Here is an 18,601-nt window from a genome sequence, read left to right as displayed (position 1 = left end):
CGGGCTCCGGTCAACGTGCGATCGCGGGCTTCGCGAGCCATTCGCGGCCCTTGAGCATCGCCTTCCAGTAGAGCGGCGGCAGCACGCGTTCCTTGAGCAGCCATGCGAGCCGCGACGGGCGCTTGCCGTCGATCAGCCACGCGGGGAAGGTCGGCGCGACCTTGCCGCCGTACAGGAATTCGGCGAGCACGATCTTGCCGCGCTCGACGGTGAGCGGGCACGAACCGTAGCCGTCGTACGCGGCGTCGCCGTGCGCGCGGCCGAGCGACGCGAGCAGGTTGTGCGCGACGACGGGCGCCTGCTTGCGGGCGGCCGCGGCGGTTTTCGCATTGGTCGTGTTGGTGACGTCGCCGAGCGCGTAGATGTCCGGAAACTGCTTGTGCCGCAGCGTTGCCGGATCGACGTCGATCCAGCCGGCCGCGTCGGCGAGCGGGCTCGCGCGCACGAAGTCGGGCGCTTTCTGCGGCGGCACGACGTGGATCATGTCGAACGAACGCACGACGGTTTCCTTGCCGCCGTCCGGCAGTGCGCGTGCGAACGTCGCACGGCGCGCGGGCCCGTCGATCGAGACGAGGTTGTGGCCGAACGACAGCGCGATGTCATAGCTTTTCACGTACTCCATCAGCGCGGGCACGTAGTCGGCGACGCCGAACAGCGCACCACCCGCATTCAGGAATTCGACGTTCGCGGCGTCGAGGTGGCCCGCGCGGCGCCAGTGGTCGCACGACAGGTACATCGCCTTCTGCGGCGCGCCCGCGCACTTGATCGGCATCGGCGGCTGCGTGAAGAGCGCATTGCCGCCGCGGAACGCGCGGACGAGTTCCCACGTGTACGGCGCGAGATCGTAGCGGTAGTTCGACGTGACGCCGTTGCGGCCGAGCGTGTCGGCGAGGCCTTCGATCGCTTCCCAGTCGAGCTTGAGCCCCGGGCACACGACGAGCTTGCGATAACCGATGCGGCGGCAGCCGTCGAGCACGACCGTATGCGCGTCGGGCTCGAAGCCCGCGACGGCGGCCTGGATCCGGTGCACGCCGCGCGGCAGCAAGTCGGTGATTTGGCGCGCGGTCGTCTCGGGCCGGAACACGCCCGCGCCGACCATCGTCCAGCCCGGCTGGTAGTAGTGAACGTCGGCCGGGTCGATCACGGCGATGTCGAGCGACGCGTCGCGCGCGAGCAGGCTCGATGCAACCGCGATACCGGCCGCACCCGCGCCGACGATCACGATGTCGTGCCGCGCGTCGACGGCCGGCGCGGCTTGCGTGCCGCCTTGAGCGACGCGAGACGCGACCGCGCGCAAGTCGTAGCCGGCTGTATTGGCCGTCGCGACGATGTCGTTCAGCGGGCGCAGGCCGGCTTGCGACAGCGCCCACAGCGTGGCCGAGCGCGTGCCGCTGCGGCAATACGCGAGCACCGGGCCTTCCAGCGACGCGACGAGTGCGCCGAACTGCGCGGCCTGGTCGTCGGTGACCTTGCCCGTATCGACCGGCAGGTAATGCACGTCGATACCGAGCGGCGCGGCGGCCGCGCGGATCTCGGCGACGGTCGGCTGGTCGGGGCCCTCACCGTCGGGCCGGTTGCAGACGATCGCCCGGATGCCCGCCGCGTGGAGCGCGGGCAGGTCGGCCGCTGCGATCTGCGGCGAGACCGACAGCGCGTCGGTCAGCTTGCGAATGGTGGTCATGTCGGGGGTCTCGGTTGGGGGCGGCGGCGCTTAGATCGCGTCGAGCGGGATCTTCAGGTAGCGCACGCCATTGTTTTCGGGCTCGGGCAGGTGGCCGGCGCGCATGTTGACCTGCACGGACGGCAGCATCAGCACGGGCATCGCGAGCGTTGCATCGCGCGCGGTGCGCATCGCGACGAAATCGTCTTCGGTCACGCCGTCCTTCACATGCACGTTCGCGCGGCGCTGCTCGGCGACGGTCGTCACGAACTGCACGTCGCGGCCGCCCGGCTGGTAGTCGTGGCACAGATACAGGCGGGTGTCGGGCGGCAGGCCAAGCACGCGCGCGATCGAGCGGTACAGCGTGCGCGCGTCGCCGCCCGGGAAGTCGCAGCGGGCCGTGCCGTAGTCGGGCATGAACAGCGTGTCGCCGACGAACGCCGCGCGCTGCGTCGCGTCGTCGACGCAGTAGGTCATGCATGCGGGCGTGTGGCCCGGCGTGTGCAGCGCGTGGATCGTCAGCGCGCCGAGTTCGAGCGTGTCGCCGTCGTCGACGAGCCGGTCGAACTGGCGGCCGTCGTCCGCAAAGCCGGGGCCCGCGTTGAACAGCGTGCCGAACACGTGCTGCACGCGGCGCACGTGCGAACCGATCGCGATCCGGCCGCCGACTCGTGCCTTCAGGTATGGCGCGGCCGACAGGTGGTCGGCATGCACGTGCGTTTCCAGCAGCCAGTGCACGGTCGCGCCGAGTTCGGCAACGCGCGCGATCAGCCGGTCGGCACTGTCGGTGCGCGTGCGGCCGGATTTCGGGTCGTAGTCGAGCACGCTGTCGATCAGCGCACAGGCGCGGCTCGCCGTATCGAGCAGGAGATAGCTGACGGTGTGGGTCGCCGGGTCGAAAAAGCCTTCGACCGACAGCGTGGGGGCATGGCTCACGGGGTGTCCTCGATCGGGTTCTGCATCTGCAATCGGGATCTTTATCTCAAGAAACGTGCCAGCCGGCACCGCAACCCCGGTCGATGTGCCAGAGACTTGATTCGGCTCGGGTTTTTGGTACGGCGCCGGCAATGCGCAGGCGTCGGTGGCATCGACTTCTGGATGTGGACTGCCATATCTGGCAGTGTCGTGGCAGAATTGGCAGTCTGCCTGGCAGTTCGTCCGGCAGCATCCTCACCGAGCGTCCGCATGAATCCGCACGACACCATCCCGATCGTTCCCGCGCCGCGCCAGGACGCCATGCCCGACGTGCGCGCGCTCGTCGCGTATCTCGAGCAGGACCCGCAGCCGATGATCGTCGTCGATCCCGACTATCGCATCCTCGCGGCGAACGATGCGTACCGGCGCCAGTTCGGCGTGGCGGGCGTCGAGCACGTGGGCCGGCACTGCTTCCAGGTCTCGCATCACTACGACGTGCCGTGCGACCAGGCCGGCGAGCATTGCCCGATGAAGCAGGCGCTCGAATCGCGCGGGCTGAACCGCGTGCTGCACATCCACCACACGCCGCGCGGCCCCGAGCATGTCGACGTCGAGCTGCGGCCGATCTTCGATGCGTCCGGCACCGTGATCGCGTATGTCGAGCGGCTGACGACGGTACGCAGCGCGTCCGCGCAGCCGAGCGCGGAGGGGCTGGTCGGCGGCGCCGACGCATTCAACGCGGCGCTCGGCGCACTGCAGCGCGTCGCGCCGTCGACGCTGCCGGTGCTGCTGCTCGGCGAATCGGGCACCGGCAAGGAACTGTTCGCGCGCGCGCTGCACGAGGCAAGCGATCGCGCGATGGGGCCGTTCGTCGTCGTCGATTGCTCGGGGATCGCCGAGACGCTGTTCGAGAGCGAACTGTTCGGTTACGAGAAGGGCGCGTTCACGGGCGCGAACCAGCGCAAGCCGGGCCTCGTCGAAACCGCGCAGGGCGGCACGCTGTTTCTCGACGAGATCGGCGACGTGCCGCTGCCGATGCAGGTGAAGCTGCTGCGGCTGATCGAATCGGGCACGTTCCGACGCGTCGGCGGCGTCGAGGCGCTGCGCGCGGATTTCCGGCTCGTTGCGGCCACGCACAAGCCGCTGCGCGAGATGATCGACGACGGCCGGTTCCGGCAGGATCTCTATTACCGGATCAACGCGTTTCCGATTCCGTTGCCGGCGCTGCGCGATCGGCGCGGCGACGTCGCGCTGCTGGCCGAATCGATCCTGCGGCGGATCGCGAACGCGCGCACCGGCGCGGGCGACGCGAGCGCCCGGCCGTTTGTGCTGACCGAGCGTGCGCGCGCGTGTCTCGATGCGTATGCGTGGCCCGGCAACATCCGCGAATTGCGCAACGTGCTCGAACGCGCGTGCCTGTTCGCGGACGACGGGACGATCCGGGTCGAGCATCTGCCGGCGGAACTGGTCGCCGCCTCGGCGGTGCCGCAGGACCGCGCGGCGGATGTGCGCGGCGTGTCGGACGCGGAACTCGTGCGCATCGCGCGCACGTTCGACGGCACGCGCAAGGCGCTTGCCGAGCAGGTCGGGATGAGCGAGCGGACGTTGTACCGGCGAATGAAGGCACTCGGGCTCGGGTCGCGCGACCGGTAAGCAGCATGGGCGCCAGGCGCCGCTGGCAGCGGCAGGCGGCTTTGCCGATAATGGCGCGTTCGATCCAGCCCCCCCCATCGCCCATGAAGCAATATTTCCTTTCGCCTTGCCTGTTCGTCGCAGCCGCTGCGCTGGCCAACCCGGCACCGGCCGCCGAATACACATGGACCGATGCGGCCGGCGCGCATGCGGTGACGCTCGTCAGAACCGAGTCCGGCGACGACGTCGCGCTCAAGGTCTCCGCGACGCTCGACGGCCGGCCCGACTGGACGGTGCGCGATTACGTGAAGGAATGCCCGGTCGACGTGATCCTCGACGTCGTGCCCGCGTCGATCGAAATGCGCGACCTGCTCGGCAACGGCCGCAAGCAGTTCCTGTTCGCGTACAAGATCGGCTGCCGCGGCGACATCAGCGCCGATCAGGTCAAGTACTTCCTGGTCGACGGCGGCACGAAGTACGTGATGCGCGGCGAGGAAACCGTGACGGTCAAGGGCAAGTTCACGGACGGCGGCGCGCCCCCGGTGCCGAATGCGGACCTGAAGGCCCATCCCGCGTTTCTGCACTACATGACGAAGCATTGGCGCGGGATCAGCGTGCGCAACTACGAGTAGGCGGCTGCGTGGCCGCCGCGGCGCGTGCGAAGCCGGTTCGTCGAAGCAGCGAGAGTCCGTTGCACGATAAAAAATCATGACAGAACGACGATTAATTATTGTTTTACGATAATTAATCGTCGTACAATCGGCGCGTGTTCAATCTCCGTCGAGGACCTCGCATGCATTCCGATCGCATCGCCCGTATCAGCCAGCGGATGGCCGCCGTCACGCTGTGGTTCATCGTCGCCATGCTGGCGCTCAACGCCGCTTGCTGGGCGTTTCCGTCGCTGAGCGCGGCCGACTCCGGGCCCGGTTTCGTATTCGGCCTGACGGACTCGGTGATGTCGAACCTGCGCTTGGACGTCGCCGCATTCCCGTGGTGGCAAAAGGCGGTCGGCATCGTGCTGTCGAGCGTGCCGCTCGTCGCGCTCGCGAACGGGCTGCGCCATCTGCGCGCGCTGTTCCGGACTTACGCGCGCCGCGACTATTTCTCCGCGCAGGCGGCCGGCCATCTCGGCAAGACGGGCCGCGCGATCGGCCTGTGGGTGCTGCTGAGCCTGCTGTGCGAACCGCTGCTGAGCGTGTGGGCGACGATGCGCGAGCCGGTCGGCCATCGCGTGGTCAGCATCGGCTTCAGCATGCCGTACGTCGTCGCGCTGTTTACCGCGGCCTGCATCGCGGTCGTCGCGCACATTCTCCGGCAGGCGAGCGAGCTCGACGCCGAACATCGGCAGTTCGTCTGAGGCGCGCCATGTCGATCGTAGTCAAGCTCGACGTGATGCTCGCGACCCGCAAGGTCCGCTCGAAGGATCTCGCGGCGGCTGTCGGCATCACCGAACAGAACCTGTCGCTGCTCAAGCAAGGGAAGGTCAAGGGCATCCGCTTCGCGACGCTCGAGGCGATCTGCCGTTATCTCGACTGCCAGCCTGGCGACCTGCTCGCGTTCAGCGATGACGGCGTCAGCGAGCCGGAGTGACGCATCGTCACGGCGCGCCGCATCGACTGCCGGAACGCGTATGTAGACGCCGGCCTTGTTGCATTGCCGATGCCGGCACGGGATGCGGTTCGCGATACCGGCTGCAAGGGGTGACGCGGGCGGCCGGATCGGTAACCCGCATGCCGCCCGCCACGCCATTCCCGATCAGCGCGCAGGCGCAAGCTGCGCCATCGCCTCGCGCATGAAACCGAGCAGCGTCTCGTCGACCCACGTGTCCTTCGTCAGCTGCGGCTCGTTCATCATCGCGTGGCGGAATTTCGCGTGCGTGGCCGGATCGTTGCCCGCGTAGCTGCAGAACAGGTCGAGCCAGCGACGCGCGAGCGCACGGCCTTCCGGCGAATCGGGCTGCGCGCCCGACTCGATCGCGTCGCGCACGTCGCCCATCAGTTGCGGCCAGTCCATCGCGCGTTCGCCGTAGTGCGCCCGCATGAAGCGGATCTCGTCCGGGGCAAGATACTTCTCGAAGATCCGCATCTTCGTTTCGGAAGCCGCGCGCAGCACGTAGTCGCGCAGCGCGGTCGAAATGCCGATCTTCGACTGCATCGCGGGTTCGTGCTCGTGCATCAGGTTCAGCTTCGCCAGCAGCCGCGGGTCGTTGTTCGTGTCGCGCACGAGCATCGCCATCCAGCGGCCGGCGAGCGCACGGGCGCGCTCGTCCTCGGGCGGCACGCCCGCGTCGTGCAGCGCGCGCACGTCGTCGACGAGCGCGATCCATTCCGCGTCGCCCGTCTGGCTCTTGCGGTACATCGGCATGCTGGCGAGTTCTGCCTCGGAGAAATATTTGTCGTACACGGTCATCAACTCCAGTGTGGTGAGCCAATCGGCCAGTTCCGGCTCGGTGCCCGCGGCGAGCTGCGCGTGCAGGTGCACGAGCCGCTCGCGCAGCTGCGCGGTCTGCGCGAGCTGGCGGTCGAGCGACGCGATCTGCTTCGCGACGAGATCGACGAGCGGGGCGTCGGGCTGGTTCAGGTAGTCGCCGATTTCGGTGAGCGACAGTCCGAAGCGACGCAGCGCCTGGATCTGGTGGAGCCGGGCGATGTCGTGGCGGTCGTACAGCCGGTAGCCGTTGTCGGCACGTGCCGAAGGCGTCAGCAGACCGATCGCGTGATAGTGATGAAGCGTGCGGACGGTCAGCCCGCTGCGTTTCGCCAGTTCTCCCACTTTCAGTCGCATTCGTTCCTCCGTTCGGTACGCACACTGGAGTCTCGAACGTTACGCTACGTGAGGGTCAAGCGGAAGATCGGAAATCGGGCGCGCCGGGGACCGCGCGCGCCCGATCGAAAGGCCTGCTTATTGCGGCGAAGGCGGGGTGTCGGGCGTGACGGCGCGCGCTTCGTTGCCGGTTGCGCTGTCGCCGGCCGCCTGGTCGGCGGTTTTGCCGGCTTTATCGGTCTTGTCGGCCTTGCCGGCCGGCGGCGTGCCCATCGCCTGATAGAGCCGCGCGGTATCCGCGAACCGCGCGCCGGTCGCGCGGATCTCGTCGAGCCGCGCGTTGCGGTACTGCAGTTCGCTGGCGCGCGCGGCCGACGGTGGCAGCGCGCCGAGCCGCACGCGGGCGGCCGCGTCGTCGTACGCGCCGCGCGCGGACAGCGCGGCGCGGGACGACGCGTCGAGCGCTTCGGCATCGTGTTCGAGCGCCGCGAGCGAATCGGCGACGTTCTGGAACGCGCCGAGCACGGCCTGCTTGTACTGGTCGACCGCTGCTTCGTAGGTGGCCTTGGCCGCGCGGCGCTGCGCGAACAGCGCGCCGCCGTGAAAGATCGGCTGGCTCAGCGACGCGCCGACGTTCCAGATCGCGCCGGCGCCCGACAGCATCGTCGGCCAGCTGAAGCCGCCTTGGCCCATCGCCGCCGACAGCGACAGCTGCGGGAACATCTGCGCGGTCGCGACGCCCACTTCGGCCGCGGCCGCCTTCAGCCCCGCGTCGGCCGCCTGGATGTCCGGGCGGGTTTGCAGCAGGTCCGACGGCACCACGACGGGCACCTGTTCGGGCAGGTGCAGATCGGCAAGCGTGAGATCGGCCGGCGGCCGGTCGGGCGTGCGGCCGACCAGCACCGCGAGCGCATGGCGTGCCGAGTCGCGCTGCTGGCGCAGCGCGGGCAGGCTTGCCGCGAACGTGTCGGCGCTTTGCCGCGCGGTCAGTGCGTCGCTGCGCGACGCCGAGCCGAGCGCGTAGCGGCGTTCGGCGTCGTGCGCCTGGTCGTTCGAAAGCGCGACGAGCCGCTCGGTCGTGTTGATCTGCGCGTTGAGCACCGACACCGTGATCGACGCGGTGACGATGTTCGCGGCCAGCGCGCGCCGCGCGGATTCGAGCTGGAACGCGCTGACGTCGACGCGTTTCGCGAGCGCGCGGTTCGCGAAGCGGGAGACGCCGAACAGATCGATCGTGTAGCTCGCCTGCAGTTGCCCGACGAACGTGTCGTACAGCAGCGTCGGCGCGCCGAGCGCGGGAATCGGCACGCCGAGCGCACGCTGGCGCGTGGCCTGGCCGACCGCGTCGATCGACGGCAGCATCGAGCTGCCGATCTGCCCGCGCAGCTGTTCGCGCGCGGCATCCAGCGAATGCGACGCCGCACCGAGCGTCGGGCTGTTGCGCAGCCCTTCGTCGACCAGCGCGTTCAGCGAATCGGAGCGGTACTGCTTCCACCAGTCGGGCACGGGCTGCGCGCCGACCTCGAACTGCTGCGCGACGCCTTGCGCGGACACGGTCTGCTGGATTTGCGGCGCCGTGCCGTAATGCGCGGGCGACGGCATCGCGGGCGGCTCGCCGCTCGGCGCGAACCACGCGCAGCCGGCGAGCGGGCCGGCGAGGCTCGCGGCCGCGAGCGCCCGCACGGCTTTCGTTTTCAGGTTCATCGATACGTCCATGGTCAGGCTCCCGACGGCGCGGCCGGCGTGCTGCCGCCCGGCGGCGGACCGTCCTGCGGGTCGCGTTCGTCGCGCTTCACGCGGAACCACGTCGCGTACAGCGCGGGCAGGTAGAACAGCGTCAGCACGGTTGCGCTCGTGATGCCGCCCATCAGCGCGGTTGCCATCGGCCCGAAGAAGTTCGAGCGCAGCAGCGGGATCAGCGCGAGCACGGCGGCCGCGGCCGTCAGCGTGATCGGGCGAAAACGCCGCACGGTCGCGCCGATGATCGCGTCGACTCGGCCGTGGCCGACCGCGATGTCCTGCTCGATCTGGTCGACGAGGATCACCGAGTTGCGCATGATGATCCCGAACATCGCGATCACGCCGAGCATCGCGACGAAGCCGAACGGCTGGCCGAACAGCAGCAGCGTGGCGACCACACCGATCAGTCCGAGCGGCGCGGTCAGCACGACCATCAGCACGCGCGAGAAGCTTTGCAGCTGGATCATCAGCAGCGTGAACACGGCAATCGCCATCAGCGGCATCTGCGCATTGATCGACGTCTGCGCCTTCGCGCTTTCCTCGACCGAGCCGCCGATGTTGATCTGATAGCCGACCGGCAACTGCGCGCGCAGCGCGTTCAGCTTCGCGTCGATCGCATGCGTGACGTCGATGCCCTGCGCGCCGGCGCGCACGTCCGACTGCACGGTGATGGTCGGCTGGCGATCGCGCTCCCACACGACGCCGTATTCGAGCGTCGGCTTGAAGCGGCCGAGCGAGCCGAGCGGCACCGGGCCGTTCGGGGTCGGCAGCGCGAGGCCCGCGAGCTTCGCGGGGTCGACGCGATCGGCCCGCGGCGCGCGCAGGTCGACCGCGATCAGCTTGTCGCGCTCGCGGTACTGCGTGACGGTCGTGCCGGACAGCGTCATCGCGAGGAAGCTCGACACGTCCTGCGACGTGACGTTCAGCTCGCGTGCCTTCTTCTGGTCGATCTCGAAGCGCACCGAGCGCTCGGCGGGTTCATCCCAGTCGAACTGAACGTTCACGGCACGCGCATCGCCGCGCATCGTCGCCGCGACCTTCTCGGCGATCGAGCGGACCGTCGCGATGCTGTCGCCGCTCACGCGGAACTGCACCGGATAACCGACCGGCGGGCCGTTCTCGAGTCGCGACAGGCGCCAGCGTACGGCCGGGAACTGGTCGCGCAGCGTGGTTTCGAGCCAGGTCGCGAGCTTTTCGCGATCCTCGACCGATTTCGCGGTGATCACGAACTGCGCGAAGTTCGGCAACTGAAGCTGCTGGTCGAGCGGCAGGTAGAAGCGCGGCGCGCCGCTGCCGACGAAGTTCACCGAATGATCGATCTCGGGGCGCTTGTCGATCACCTTCTCGAGGCGTTCGGTCTCGCGCAGTGTCGCCGCGAACGACGCGCCCTCGGGCAGCCGCAGGTCGACCAGCAGCTCGGGCCGGTCGGAACTCGGGAAGAACTGCTGCGGCACCAGCGAAAAGCCCATCAGCGCCACGACGAACAGCGCGCCCGTGATCAGCAGCACGACGAAGCGCCGCTCGATGCACCAGTCGATCCAGCCGCGCAGCCGCCGGTAGAAACGCGTGTCGTAGATGTCGTGTTCGTGGTCGTCGGGCAGATGCGCCTCGTGCGCGTGCCGCTTACGCTCGGGCAGCAGGTGATAGCCAAGCAGCGGAATCAGCACGACGGCCGCGAACCACGACGCGATCAGCGCGATCGCCGACACCTCGAAGATCGAGCGCGTGTATTCGCCGGTGCTCGATTTCGCGAGCGCGATCGGCAGGAAGCCCGACACGGTGACGAGCGTGCCCGTCAGCATCGGGAACGCGGTGCTGGTGTACGCGAACGCGGCGGCGCGCGCGCGGCTGTAGCCCTGTTCGAGCTTCACGGCCATCATCTCGACCGCGATGATCGCGTCGTCGACGAGCAGCCCGAGCGCGAGCACGAGCGTGCCGAGCGACACCTTGTGCAGCCCGATGTCGAACAGGTACATGAAGAGGGCCGTCACCGCGAGCACGACGGGAATCGAGATCACGACGACCATCCCGGTGCGCAAGCCGAGCGACACGAGGCTCACGACCAGCACGATCGCGACGGCTTCGGCGACGGCTTCGAGGAAGTCGTCGACCGAATGCGCGACCGCGTGCGGCATGCTCGACACCAGGGTCAGCTTGAGACCGGCCGGCAGTTGCGCCTGCAGGTTCTTCGATTCGGCGTCGAGCGCCTTGCCGAGCCGGATCACGTCGCCGCCCGGCTGCATCGTCACGCCGATGCCGAGCACGGCCTTACCGGCCGCCCGCATCTGCGTGATGACCGGATCGTCGTAGCCGCGCCTGACCGTCGCGAGATCGCCGAGCCGGAACGTGCGGCCGTTGATGCGGATCAGCGTATCGGCGATCGCGTTGACGTTGTCGAACTGGCCGCTCGGGCGCACGAACACGCGATCGTCGTCGGTCGTCAGCACGCCGGCCGACGAGATGTCGTTCTGCGCGTTGATCGCCTGCCCGAGTTGCTGCGGCGAGATGCCGAGGCGCGTGAGCTGCGCGTTGTTGACCTCGATGAAGATCCGCTGGTCGGGGTCGCCGAAATAGTCGACCTTGCCGACGCCCGGCACGCGCAGCAGCACGGTGCGCAACTGGTCCGCGTAGTCGTGGAGCTGCGCGGGCGAGAAGCCGTCGCCCTCGAGCGTCCAGATGTTGGTGTAGACGTCGCCGAATTCGTCGTTGAAGAACGGGCCCTGCACGCCGGGCGGCAGCGTGTAGCCGACGTCGCCGACCTTCTTGCGGATCTGGTACCAGGTATCGGGCACGTCCTTCACGGGTGCCGAATCCTTCATCGTGAAGAAGATCAGCGATTCGCCGGGGCGCGAGTAGCTGCGCAGGAAATCGATGGCCGGCGTTTCCTGCAGCTTGCGGCCGATCCGGTCGGTCACCTGTTCCTGCACCTGCCGCGCGGTCGCGCCGGGCCAGAACGTGCGGATCACCATCACGCGGAACGTGAACGGCGGGTCTTCCGATTGGGCGAGCCGCGTGTACGCGAGGATGCCCGCGAGCGTCGCGAGCGCGATCAGGTAGACGACGAGCGCCTGGTGGCGCAGCGCCCACGCCGACAGGTTGAACCGGCCTTCTTCGTGGGGGGTGCTCACGATGCGAAGTCCTCCGGATGCAGCGGCGCGATCGGGCGCACCTTCTCGCCGGCGCTGACCGTATGCACGCCCTGCAGCACGACGCGTTCGCCCGGCTGCAGCCCGTGCGACACGGTCACCGTGCGTTCGTTGAAGCGCGCGACGTCGACGCGGCGCAATTCGAGCGTGTCGTCCTTCGTGCGCACGACCCACACGGCCGGTTGCGCGCCGTCGTGGAACAGCGCGGTCGCGGGCAGCGTGATCGGTTGCGCGTCGCCGGCGGCCGGCGCGCCGTCGAACGCGACGCTGGCGGTCATCCCGAGGCGGATCGCCGGATCGGGCGCGGCGAGCGTGAGCTTCACGCGATAGGTGCGGCTTTGCGGATCGGCGGCCGGCGCGATTTCGCGCACCTTCGCGGTGAACTGGCGGCCCGGCAGCGACGGCAGCGTGACGGTCGCCGCGTGGCCGGGCGCGAGCGACGCGAGCGCGGCCTCGGGCACGTCGCTGACGACGTCGACGTCGCCGGACCACGCGAGCTGGTAGACGGCCTGGCCGGCCGACACGTTCTGGCCGGTGTCGGCCTGTTCGGCGGTGATATAGCCCGCATGATCGGCGACGAGCGTCGCGTAGCGGAGCTGGTTCTTCGCGAGCGCGAGCTGCTGCTGCGCCTGGTCGCGTTGCGCGAGCGCCGACGTGTAGCTGTTCTCGGTCTGCTCGAGCTGCGCGGTCGCGATCAGGTTTTCGCGTGCCTGCGCGCGATCGCGGTCGAGCTGCTGCTTCGCGAACGCGAGGCTGTGCGTCGCGGCATCCAGCTGCGCCTGCGCGCTCGCGGCGTTTTTCTCGACGTCGGACGGATCGAGCAGCGCGACGACCTGGCCGACCTTGACCGTATCGCCGAGGCGCACCTTGCGCTCGACGATCTTGCCGGCGATGCGGAACGACAGCGGCGTCGCGTAGCGCGGCTGGATCTCGCCGGGGAGCGTGCGCGCGGCCGCCGCGTCGTCGGCGTGCGCGGGCAGCGCGACGACGGGGCGTGGCGCGGGCGGCGCGGATTCTTTCGGATGACAGGCGGCAAGGACAAGCGCGGCGCCGATCAGCAGCGCGGCGCGGGAACCGGAGCGATTCACGAAACCCCCAGGTGAGGTGGAGCGGAACGAAGCCGGCAAGCGCGGCGGGCGCTTGCCCCAAGCGGCGCCGGCACGGGCGCGCGGACAACATCTTTCGGAAACTGTGGCGGATTCTAATACACACCTGTATCCGAATGCAAAGATGAATCCGAAAGGGAATTGGTGCTAGACTGCGCGCCATGAAACCACAGCGCTTAACTCGCGAGCAGAGCAGGGACCAGACGCGTGAACGTCTGCTGAAAGCCGCGCACCGTATTTTTCTGAAGAAAGGCTATGTGGCCGCGAGCGTCGAGGACATCGCGGCCGCGGCCGGCTATACGCGCGGCGCGTTCTACTCGAATTTCCGCAGCAAGTCGGACCTGCTGCTGGAGCTGCTCGAGCACGACCACGCGTCGGTGCGGGCCGATTTCGAGGCGATCTTCGAAGGAGGCGGGCCGCGCGAGCAGATGGAATCGATGGCGCTTGCGTACTACCGGACGCTGTTTCGCGACGACGAATACTCGCTGCTGTGGGGCGAGGCGAAGCTGCAGGCGGCGCGCGACGCGAAGTTCCGCGTGCGCTTCAACCAGTTCCTGCACGGCAAGCGCATGCAGATGGCCGAATTCATCCAGCGTTTTGCCGAGCGTGCGGGCACGCCGCTGTTGCTGCCGGCGGATACGCTCGCGTTCGGGCTGATGTGCCTGTGCGACGGCGTGCAGTCGTACTACACGGCTGATCCGCAGCACGTGTCGGCCGACACGGCCGAAGCGGTGCTCGCGGGGTTCTTCGCGCGGGTCGTGCTGGGGCGCGCGCCGGACTGAAGGGGAATGCGGGCTCGCGGGTCAGCGCTCGCCGGTCATCCGGCGGTACGCGTCGAGCAGCGACGTCTTGTAGACCACACCCGCAAGCGTCGGCTCGGCCTCGCTTTCGATCACCGGCAGCCGTTCGCCCTGGAACGCCATGAAGCGTTCGAGCGCGGTGGCCAGCGGCATGTCGGGCGTGAGAAGCGGAAACGGCGTATGCGCGTAGTGCGCGGCCGTCTTGTCGGTCGTGTCGCGCTTGTCGAGCAGGTCCGACGTGATGTCCTTCAGCGCGACCGCGCCGCGGAAGCGCCCGGCGTCGTCGGTCACGTACAGGTACTTCACCGGATATTCGAGAAACACGCGCGTCATGTCGGCAACGCTCGCCGTGAGCGGCACGACCGTCTGCGCGGGCTGGATCAGTTCGCGCATCTGCGTGGTGCGCAGCCGCAGCCGTTCCTGCGCGTCCTGGTAGTGGTGCAGCGTGATCTCGTACATCGACGTCGTGCCCGTCGCGCGGGCGACGAAATACGCGAACACGCACGACACCAGCAGCGGCAGCACGACCTGGTAGCTCAGCGTCATCTCGAAGATCATCAGGATCGCCATCAGCGGCGCCTGCGTGGCGCCCGCCATGAACGCACCCATCCCGACGATCGCGTACGCGAAATACGCGGACGTATGGCCGGGCCACAGCGCTTCCATCGCGAGCCCGAACAGCGAACCGAACACCGCGCCGACGAACAGCGTCGGCGTGAAGACGCCGCCGATCGCGCCCGAGCCGACCGTCGCGGAAGTCGCGATCACCTTGAACACGAGCACCGCGACCAGCGCCTGCCAGGTCCACGGCGAATGCAGGATGTTGTTCACGACGCTGTAGCCGTTGCCCCACACGTCCGGTGTCCACACCGAGATCACGCCGACCACGAGGCCGCCGAGCGCGAGCCGCACGGGCAGCGGCATGGGCAGCCGCTTGAACTGGTTCTTCGATGCGTCGAGCAGGTGCAGGAACTGCGGCGCGAGCACGCCGCACAGCGCGCCGAGCACGACGAACAGCAGCACCTCGGGGCCCGTGACGGCCGGGAACACCGGCATCTCGTACGGCGGCCGGTAGCCGGCGAATTCGCGCATCACGATGTTCGCGACGACCGACGCGACGACCATCGGCCCGAAGCTTTCCATCGCGATCGTGCCGAGCACGATTTCCGACACGAAGAACGCGCCGGCGATCGGCGCGTTGTAGGCGGACGTGATGCCGGCGGCGGCCCCGCAGGCGACCAGCAGGCGCAGGCGCGGCGGATCGAAGTGCACGAAGCGGCCGACCAGCGACGCGGCGAGTGCCGCGAGCTGCACCATCGGGCCTTCGCGGCCGATCGAGCCGCCGCTGCCGATCGTCAGCAGCGACGACACGCTGCGCCACAGGCTCTGCCGCACGGGCACGATGCCGTTGCCGAGCGCGACGGATTCCATGTAGTCGGTCTTGCCGGATGTCTTGTCGCCGCGCGTCGCGAGCAGCAGCACGCAGCCGGCGAGGAAGCCGCCCGCGGCCGGCATCCAGAACCGCACGTACCACGGCAGGCTCTTCGCCATCTGGACGAAGCTGCCGCTGCGCCCGGAGATCAGGTGCTGCATCAGGTCGATGCCTTCGCGGAACGCCATGGTGGCAAAGGCGCCGCCGACGCCGACGATGGCCGACCAGATCAGCATCGTATGGGCGTCCGACAGGCGGAACAGCGTTTGGGCGCGAGTGCGCAGCTTCAGCAGGAACGAGAGCACGGCTGAAAGAGGGCGATGGAAAACGACGCGAAGCATAGCACTGCGCCGCGCCCGCGGGACCATCCCGTCGGGCGCGGCGCGCGAAGTGTTGCGGGGCTCAGCCAAGCCAATGTTGTACCGCCCTGGTGATCCCGTAGCCGCCGGCGATCAGCCACACGTACAGGATCAGGCCGGTCATCAGCGCGCGGGGGCCGGCCGCGCGGATCTGCGACACGCGCGTTTCGATGCCGAGCGCGGTCATCGCCATCGTCAGCGCGAAGGTGTCGAGCACGTTCAGCGTGTGGGTGACCTGACCCGGCAGCACGTTCAGCGAGTTGACGATCACGAAGCCGAGGAAGCCGAGCGCGAACCAGGGCACGGCCACCTTGCGCTTGCCTTGCGCGCCGCCGGCCGTCGCACGCGCCGAACGGGCGAGCCACCAGCCGAGCACCAGCAGCACGGGGACCAGCAGCATCACGCGCGTCATCTTGACGATCGTCGCGATGTGCGCGACCTGCGGGCTGATGTCGCTCGCCGCGCCGACCACCTGCGCGACCTCATGGATCGTGCCGCCGAAGAACAGGCCGAGGCCGGCCGGATCGAGGTTCAGCAGCCCGGCGTGGTACGCGATCGGGTACAGGAACATCGACAGCGTGCCGAACAGCACGACGCTGCCCACGGCCATCGCGCTCTGGTGCGGCTTCGACTGCAGTGTCGACTCGAACGCGAGCACGGCGGCCGCGCCGCAGATCGCGCTGCCGGCGGCGGTCAGCAGCGCCGCGTCGCGGTCGAGTTTCATCAGCTTCATGCCGGCCCAGGTGCCGATCACGAGCGTGCTGACGACGACCAGTACCGAGACCGTCAGGCCCGGCAGCCCGACCTGCGCGATTTCCTGCAGGCTCACGCGCAACCCGAAGAACGCGACCGCGATGCGCAGCAGCTTGCGCGCGGAGAAGTTGACGCCGGCTGCCCAGCTGGCCGGCATGCCGTCGCGCAGCGCATTGCCGTACAGCGCGCCGGCGACGATGCCGACGATCAGCGGCGACAGGCCGAGGCCCGCGATCGCGGGAAGCTCGGACAGGCTCGTGACGGCGGCGGCGAACAGCGCAACGAACAACACGCCGTTCAATTGGCCGCGCATCGACGGCGCGGCGTGGCTGAGATGAGGTGTCGGGGCAGTGGACATGGAAGCACCGTGATGGAGCATGTTGCGATGCTGTAATCCTAATTTTGTTATATCGATATGAAAAATTGTGATTTGTGACGTAAACTATCCGGAAAGCCGATAATTTATCCCCATGACCCCGGATCAACTGATAACGTTCGCCGCCGTCGCCGAACACTTGAACATCAGCCACGCCGCCGTGGCGCTGCATCTGTCGCAGCCGGCCGTGTCGGGCCAGTTGCGGCTGCTGCAGGACGAGTTCGGGGAGCCGCTGTACCAGCGCGACGGACGTGGCATCCGCCTGACGCCGGTCGGCGAACAGCTGGCGCAATACGCGAAGGCGCAGCGCGACACGTTCGCGCAGGCCCGCGCGTTTCGCGATGCGGTGCGCGGCCTCGAAGCCGGCACGCTGCGGGTCGGCGCGAGCACGACGCCCGCGAGCTACCTGCTGCCGTACCTGATCGCCAAGTTCCAGCCGCGCGCGCCGCGCGTGGCGATCCATACGATGAGCGGCAATACGGCCGACGTGGTCGCGGCGCTGCCGTCGCTCGACATCGCGATGATCGAAGGACCGCCCGGCGAGGCGCTGCCGCCCGGCACGGCCGTGCATGCGTGGCACGAGGACGAGATCGTCGCGATCGTGCCGGCCGGCCATCCGCTCGCGGCGCCCGGCTACGACGCGGGCGTGACGCTCGACGCGCTCGCCGCGCATCCGCTCGTGCTGCGCGAGGAGGGTTCCGGCGTGCGGCAGCTGGTCGAGCGTGCGTTCGCGCACGGCGGCGCGCCGATGCGCGTCGCGTTCGAGATCGCGGGTGTCGAAGCGGTGAAGGAGGCCGTGCGTGCCGGGATGGGCGTCGGTTTCGTGTCCGCGATGTCGCTGCGTCACCAGGATGCGGCGCTCGTGCTGCGTTCGCTCGCGCCTGCGCCGCTCACGCGTCATTTCTCCATCCTCGTGCCGCATGGCGGCGCGCCGTCGCGGGTCGCCGCGCAATTCCTCGAAATGAGCCTCTCGCAAGACCTCGCCTGAGCAGCCGAAGCCGGCCCGGGAACGCGTGATGCGCGCCTTCGGGCGTGCGTTCATGCGGCACCCGGTCTTAGGGATTTCCTCTATGGCGTGGGTCTGACACGAAGCGCACCATCCGTCTCAAGTAAATGGAACCGGTTCCATGCCGGTGAAAAAGGGCAGACATGGCAGACATCGTGATCGTGGCGAGCGCATTCGGGATGGACCGCGTGCGCCAGGAGGGCCACCGCGCATTCGTCGCGACCGCGGCGGCAGCCGGTGCGACCGGTTTCGAGGTGCGGCGCGAACTGTTCGCGTCGGACGACGATGCGGCACCCGTCGCGCTGGCCGCGCTCGGCGCGCAGCTTGCCGGCCACGGGCTGTGGTCGGTCTATTCGACGCCGGCCATGCTGTACACGGAAACGGGCGCGCTCGATGCGGACGCATTGCGCGACACGCTCGCGGAAGCCGACGCGCTCGGCGCACGCTTCGTGAAATTCCAGCTCGGCGGCTTCGCCGGCGACGCGCAGGCGGCCGAAATCGTCGCGCTGTCACGCGGCGCGCGGGCCCGCGTGGTGGTCGAGAACGGCCAGCTTCCGGTCGGCGGCGCGCTTGCGCAGTTCCGCGGGCTGTTCGATGCGCTGGCGGCGGCGGGCATGCCCGATGTGCTCGGGATGACGTTCGACATCGGCAACTGGCAGTGGCCGGGCGAAGCGCCGCTTGATTGCGCGCAGATGCTCGCGCCACATGTGGAATACATTCATTGCAAGGCAGTCGAGGGCGAGGGCGTGCGCCGCTTCGCGGTCGCGCCGGCGCCGAACGACCCGCTCGTGACCGGTGTGCTCGCGGCGCTGCCGCAGCATGCGCCGCGCGGCATCGAGTTTCCGTTCGATGCGGCCGACCTGGCCGGCGATGCAGGCCGGCGCGTCGCGTGGCTCGCAACCGCGTGACGGCG

15 protein-coding genes are annotated in these 18,601 nt (G+C 68.8%); 7 read left to right on the top strand and 8 right to left on the bottom strand.

Going from position 1 to position 18,601, the window contains the following annotated elements; all coding sequences use genetic code 11:
• Positions 1-10: 10 nt before the first annotated feature.
• Positions 11-1,681: a bifunctional protein tyrosine phosphatase family protein/NAD(P)/FAD-dependent oxidoreductase gene (locus H3H55_RS09645; protein WP_129514670.1), complete on the bottom strand. Its 1,671-nt coding sequence runs from the start codon at positions 1,679-1,681 to the stop codon at positions 11-13.
• A gap of 30 nt (positions 1,682-1,711) precedes the next feature.
• Entirely contained in the window at positions 1,712-2,596 is an 885-nt protein-coding gene (locus tag H3H55_RS09640; RefSeq protein ID WP_193098452.1) for an MBL fold metallo-hydrolase, read from the bottom strand.
• Between the two features lie 249 nt (positions 2,597-2,845).
• Here H3H55_RS09640 and H3H55_RS09635 point away from each other — a divergent pair, with 249 nt between their 5' ends.
• From H3H55_RS09635 to H3H55_RS09620, 4 genes are all read left to right on the top strand, one after another.
• Positions 2,846-4,228 carry a sigma-54 interaction domain-containing protein gene (locus tag H3H55_RS09635; protein WP_193098451.1) on the top strand — a complete coding sequence of 461 codons (1,383 nt, stop codon included), beginning with the start codon at positions 2,846-2,848 and terminating at the stop codon, positions 4,226-4,228.
• An 83-nt stretch (positions 4,229-4,311) separates the two neighbouring features.
• The gene (locus tag H3H55_RS09630; protein WP_193098450.1) at positions 4,312-4,839 is read left to right on the top strand and encodes a M949_RS01915 family surface polysaccharide biosynthesis protein; all 528 of its coding nucleotides are present in this window, start codon (positions 4,312-4,314) and stop codon (positions 4,837-4,839) included.
• A gap of 161 nt (positions 4,840-5,000) precedes the next feature.
• Positions 5,001-5,564, top strand: coding sequence for a DUF2975 domain-containing protein (locus H3H55_RS09625; protein ID WP_193098449.1), 564 nt, complete (start codon positions 5,001-5,003; stop codon positions 5,562-5,564).
• An 8-nt stretch (positions 5,565-5,572) separates the two neighbouring features.
• Positions 5,573-5,797: a helix-turn-helix domain-containing protein gene (locus H3H55_RS09620; protein ID WP_193098448.1), complete on the top strand. Its 225-nt coding sequence runs from the start codon at positions 5,573-5,575 to the stop codon at positions 5,795-5,797.
• A 165-nt stretch (positions 5,798-5,962) separates the two neighbouring features.
• On the opposite strand, the gene H3H55_RS09615 is transcribed toward H3H55_RS09620, so the two are convergent.
• The 4 genes from H3H55_RS09615 to H3H55_RS09600 form a co-directional block, all read right to left on the bottom strand.
• Positions 5,963-6,991 (bottom strand): MerR family transcriptional regulator, encoded by a 1,029-nt coding sequence (locus H3H55_RS09615; RefSeq protein WP_129514664.1) that lies wholly within the window; start codon positions 6,989-6,991, stop codon positions 5,963-5,965.
• 117 nt (positions 6,992-7,108) lie between these two features.
• Positions 7,109-8,686 (bottom strand): efflux transporter outer membrane subunit, encoded by a 1,578-nt coding sequence (locus tag H3H55_RS09610; RefSeq protein WP_193098447.1) that lies wholly within the window; start codon positions 8,684-8,686, stop codon positions 7,109-7,111.
• 2 nt (positions 8,687-8,688) lie between these two features.
• Positions 8,689-11,838 (bottom strand): efflux RND transporter permease subunit, encoded by a 3,150-nt coding sequence (locus H3H55_RS09605; RefSeq protein WP_193098446.1) that lies wholly within the window; start codon positions 11,836-11,838, stop codon positions 8,689-8,691.
• On the bottom strand, positions 11,835-12,944 hold the full coding sequence (locus tag H3H55_RS09600; protein ID WP_193098445.1) for an efflux RND transporter periplasmic adaptor subunit: 1,110 nt from the start codon (positions 12,942-12,944) through the stop codon (positions 11,835-11,837). Before H3H55_RS09600 ends, H3H55_RS09605 begins: the two co-directional genes overlap by 4 nt.
• Before the next feature lie 179 nt (positions 12,945-13,123).
• Between H3H55_RS09600 and H3H55_RS09595 the strand changes: the two genes are divergently transcribed.
• Complete coding sequence (locus tag H3H55_RS09595; protein WP_129514660.1) at positions 13,124-13,744, top strand: TetR/AcrR family transcriptional regulator; 621 nt, start codon at positions 13,124-13,126, stop codon at positions 13,742-13,744.
• 21 nt (positions 13,745-13,765) lie between these two features.
• Here H3H55_RS09595 and H3H55_RS09590 read toward each other — a convergent pair whose 3' ends face one another.
• Together H3H55_RS09590 and H3H55_RS09585 are read right to left on the bottom strand one after the other, a co-directional pair.
• Positions 13,766-15,499, bottom strand: coding sequence for a ClcB-like voltage-gated chloride channel protein (locus tag H3H55_RS09590; RefSeq protein ID WP_319022292.1), 1,734 nt, complete (start codon positions 15,497-15,499; stop codon positions 13,766-13,768).
• 97 nt (positions 15,500-15,596) lie between these two features.
• Positions 15,597-16,664, bottom strand: a complete 1,068-nt coding sequence (locus H3H55_RS09585; protein WP_193098443.1) for a YeiH family protein — start codon at positions 16,662-16,664, stop codon at positions 15,597-15,599.
• Between the two features lie 112 nt (positions 16,665-16,776).
• Here H3H55_RS09585 and H3H55_RS09580 point away from each other — a divergent pair, with 112 nt between their 5' ends.
• The gene (locus tag H3H55_RS09580; RefSeq protein WP_129514657.1) at positions 16,777-17,670 is read left to right on the top strand and encodes a LysR family transcriptional regulator; all 894 of its coding nucleotides are present in this window, start codon (positions 16,777-16,779) and stop codon (positions 17,668-17,670) included.
• 161 nt (positions 17,671-17,831) lie between these two features.
• Positions 17,832-18,596, top strand: coding sequence for a TIM barrel protein (locus H3H55_RS09575; RefSeq protein WP_193098442.1), 765 nt, complete (start codon positions 17,832-17,834; stop codon positions 18,594-18,596).
• Positions 18,597-18,601: the final 5 nt, after the last annotated feature.

Origin of the sequence: Burkholderia sp. Z1 (assembly GCF_014893795.1) — a bacterium.
In the GTDB taxonomy this organism is placed as follows: domain Bacteria; phylum Pseudomonadota; class Gammaproteobacteria; order Burkholderiales; family Burkholderiaceae; genus Burkholderia; species Burkholderia theae.
Note: the sequence above shows the minus strand (reverse complement) of the source record. Positions and strands in the feature narration are given on the sequence as shown.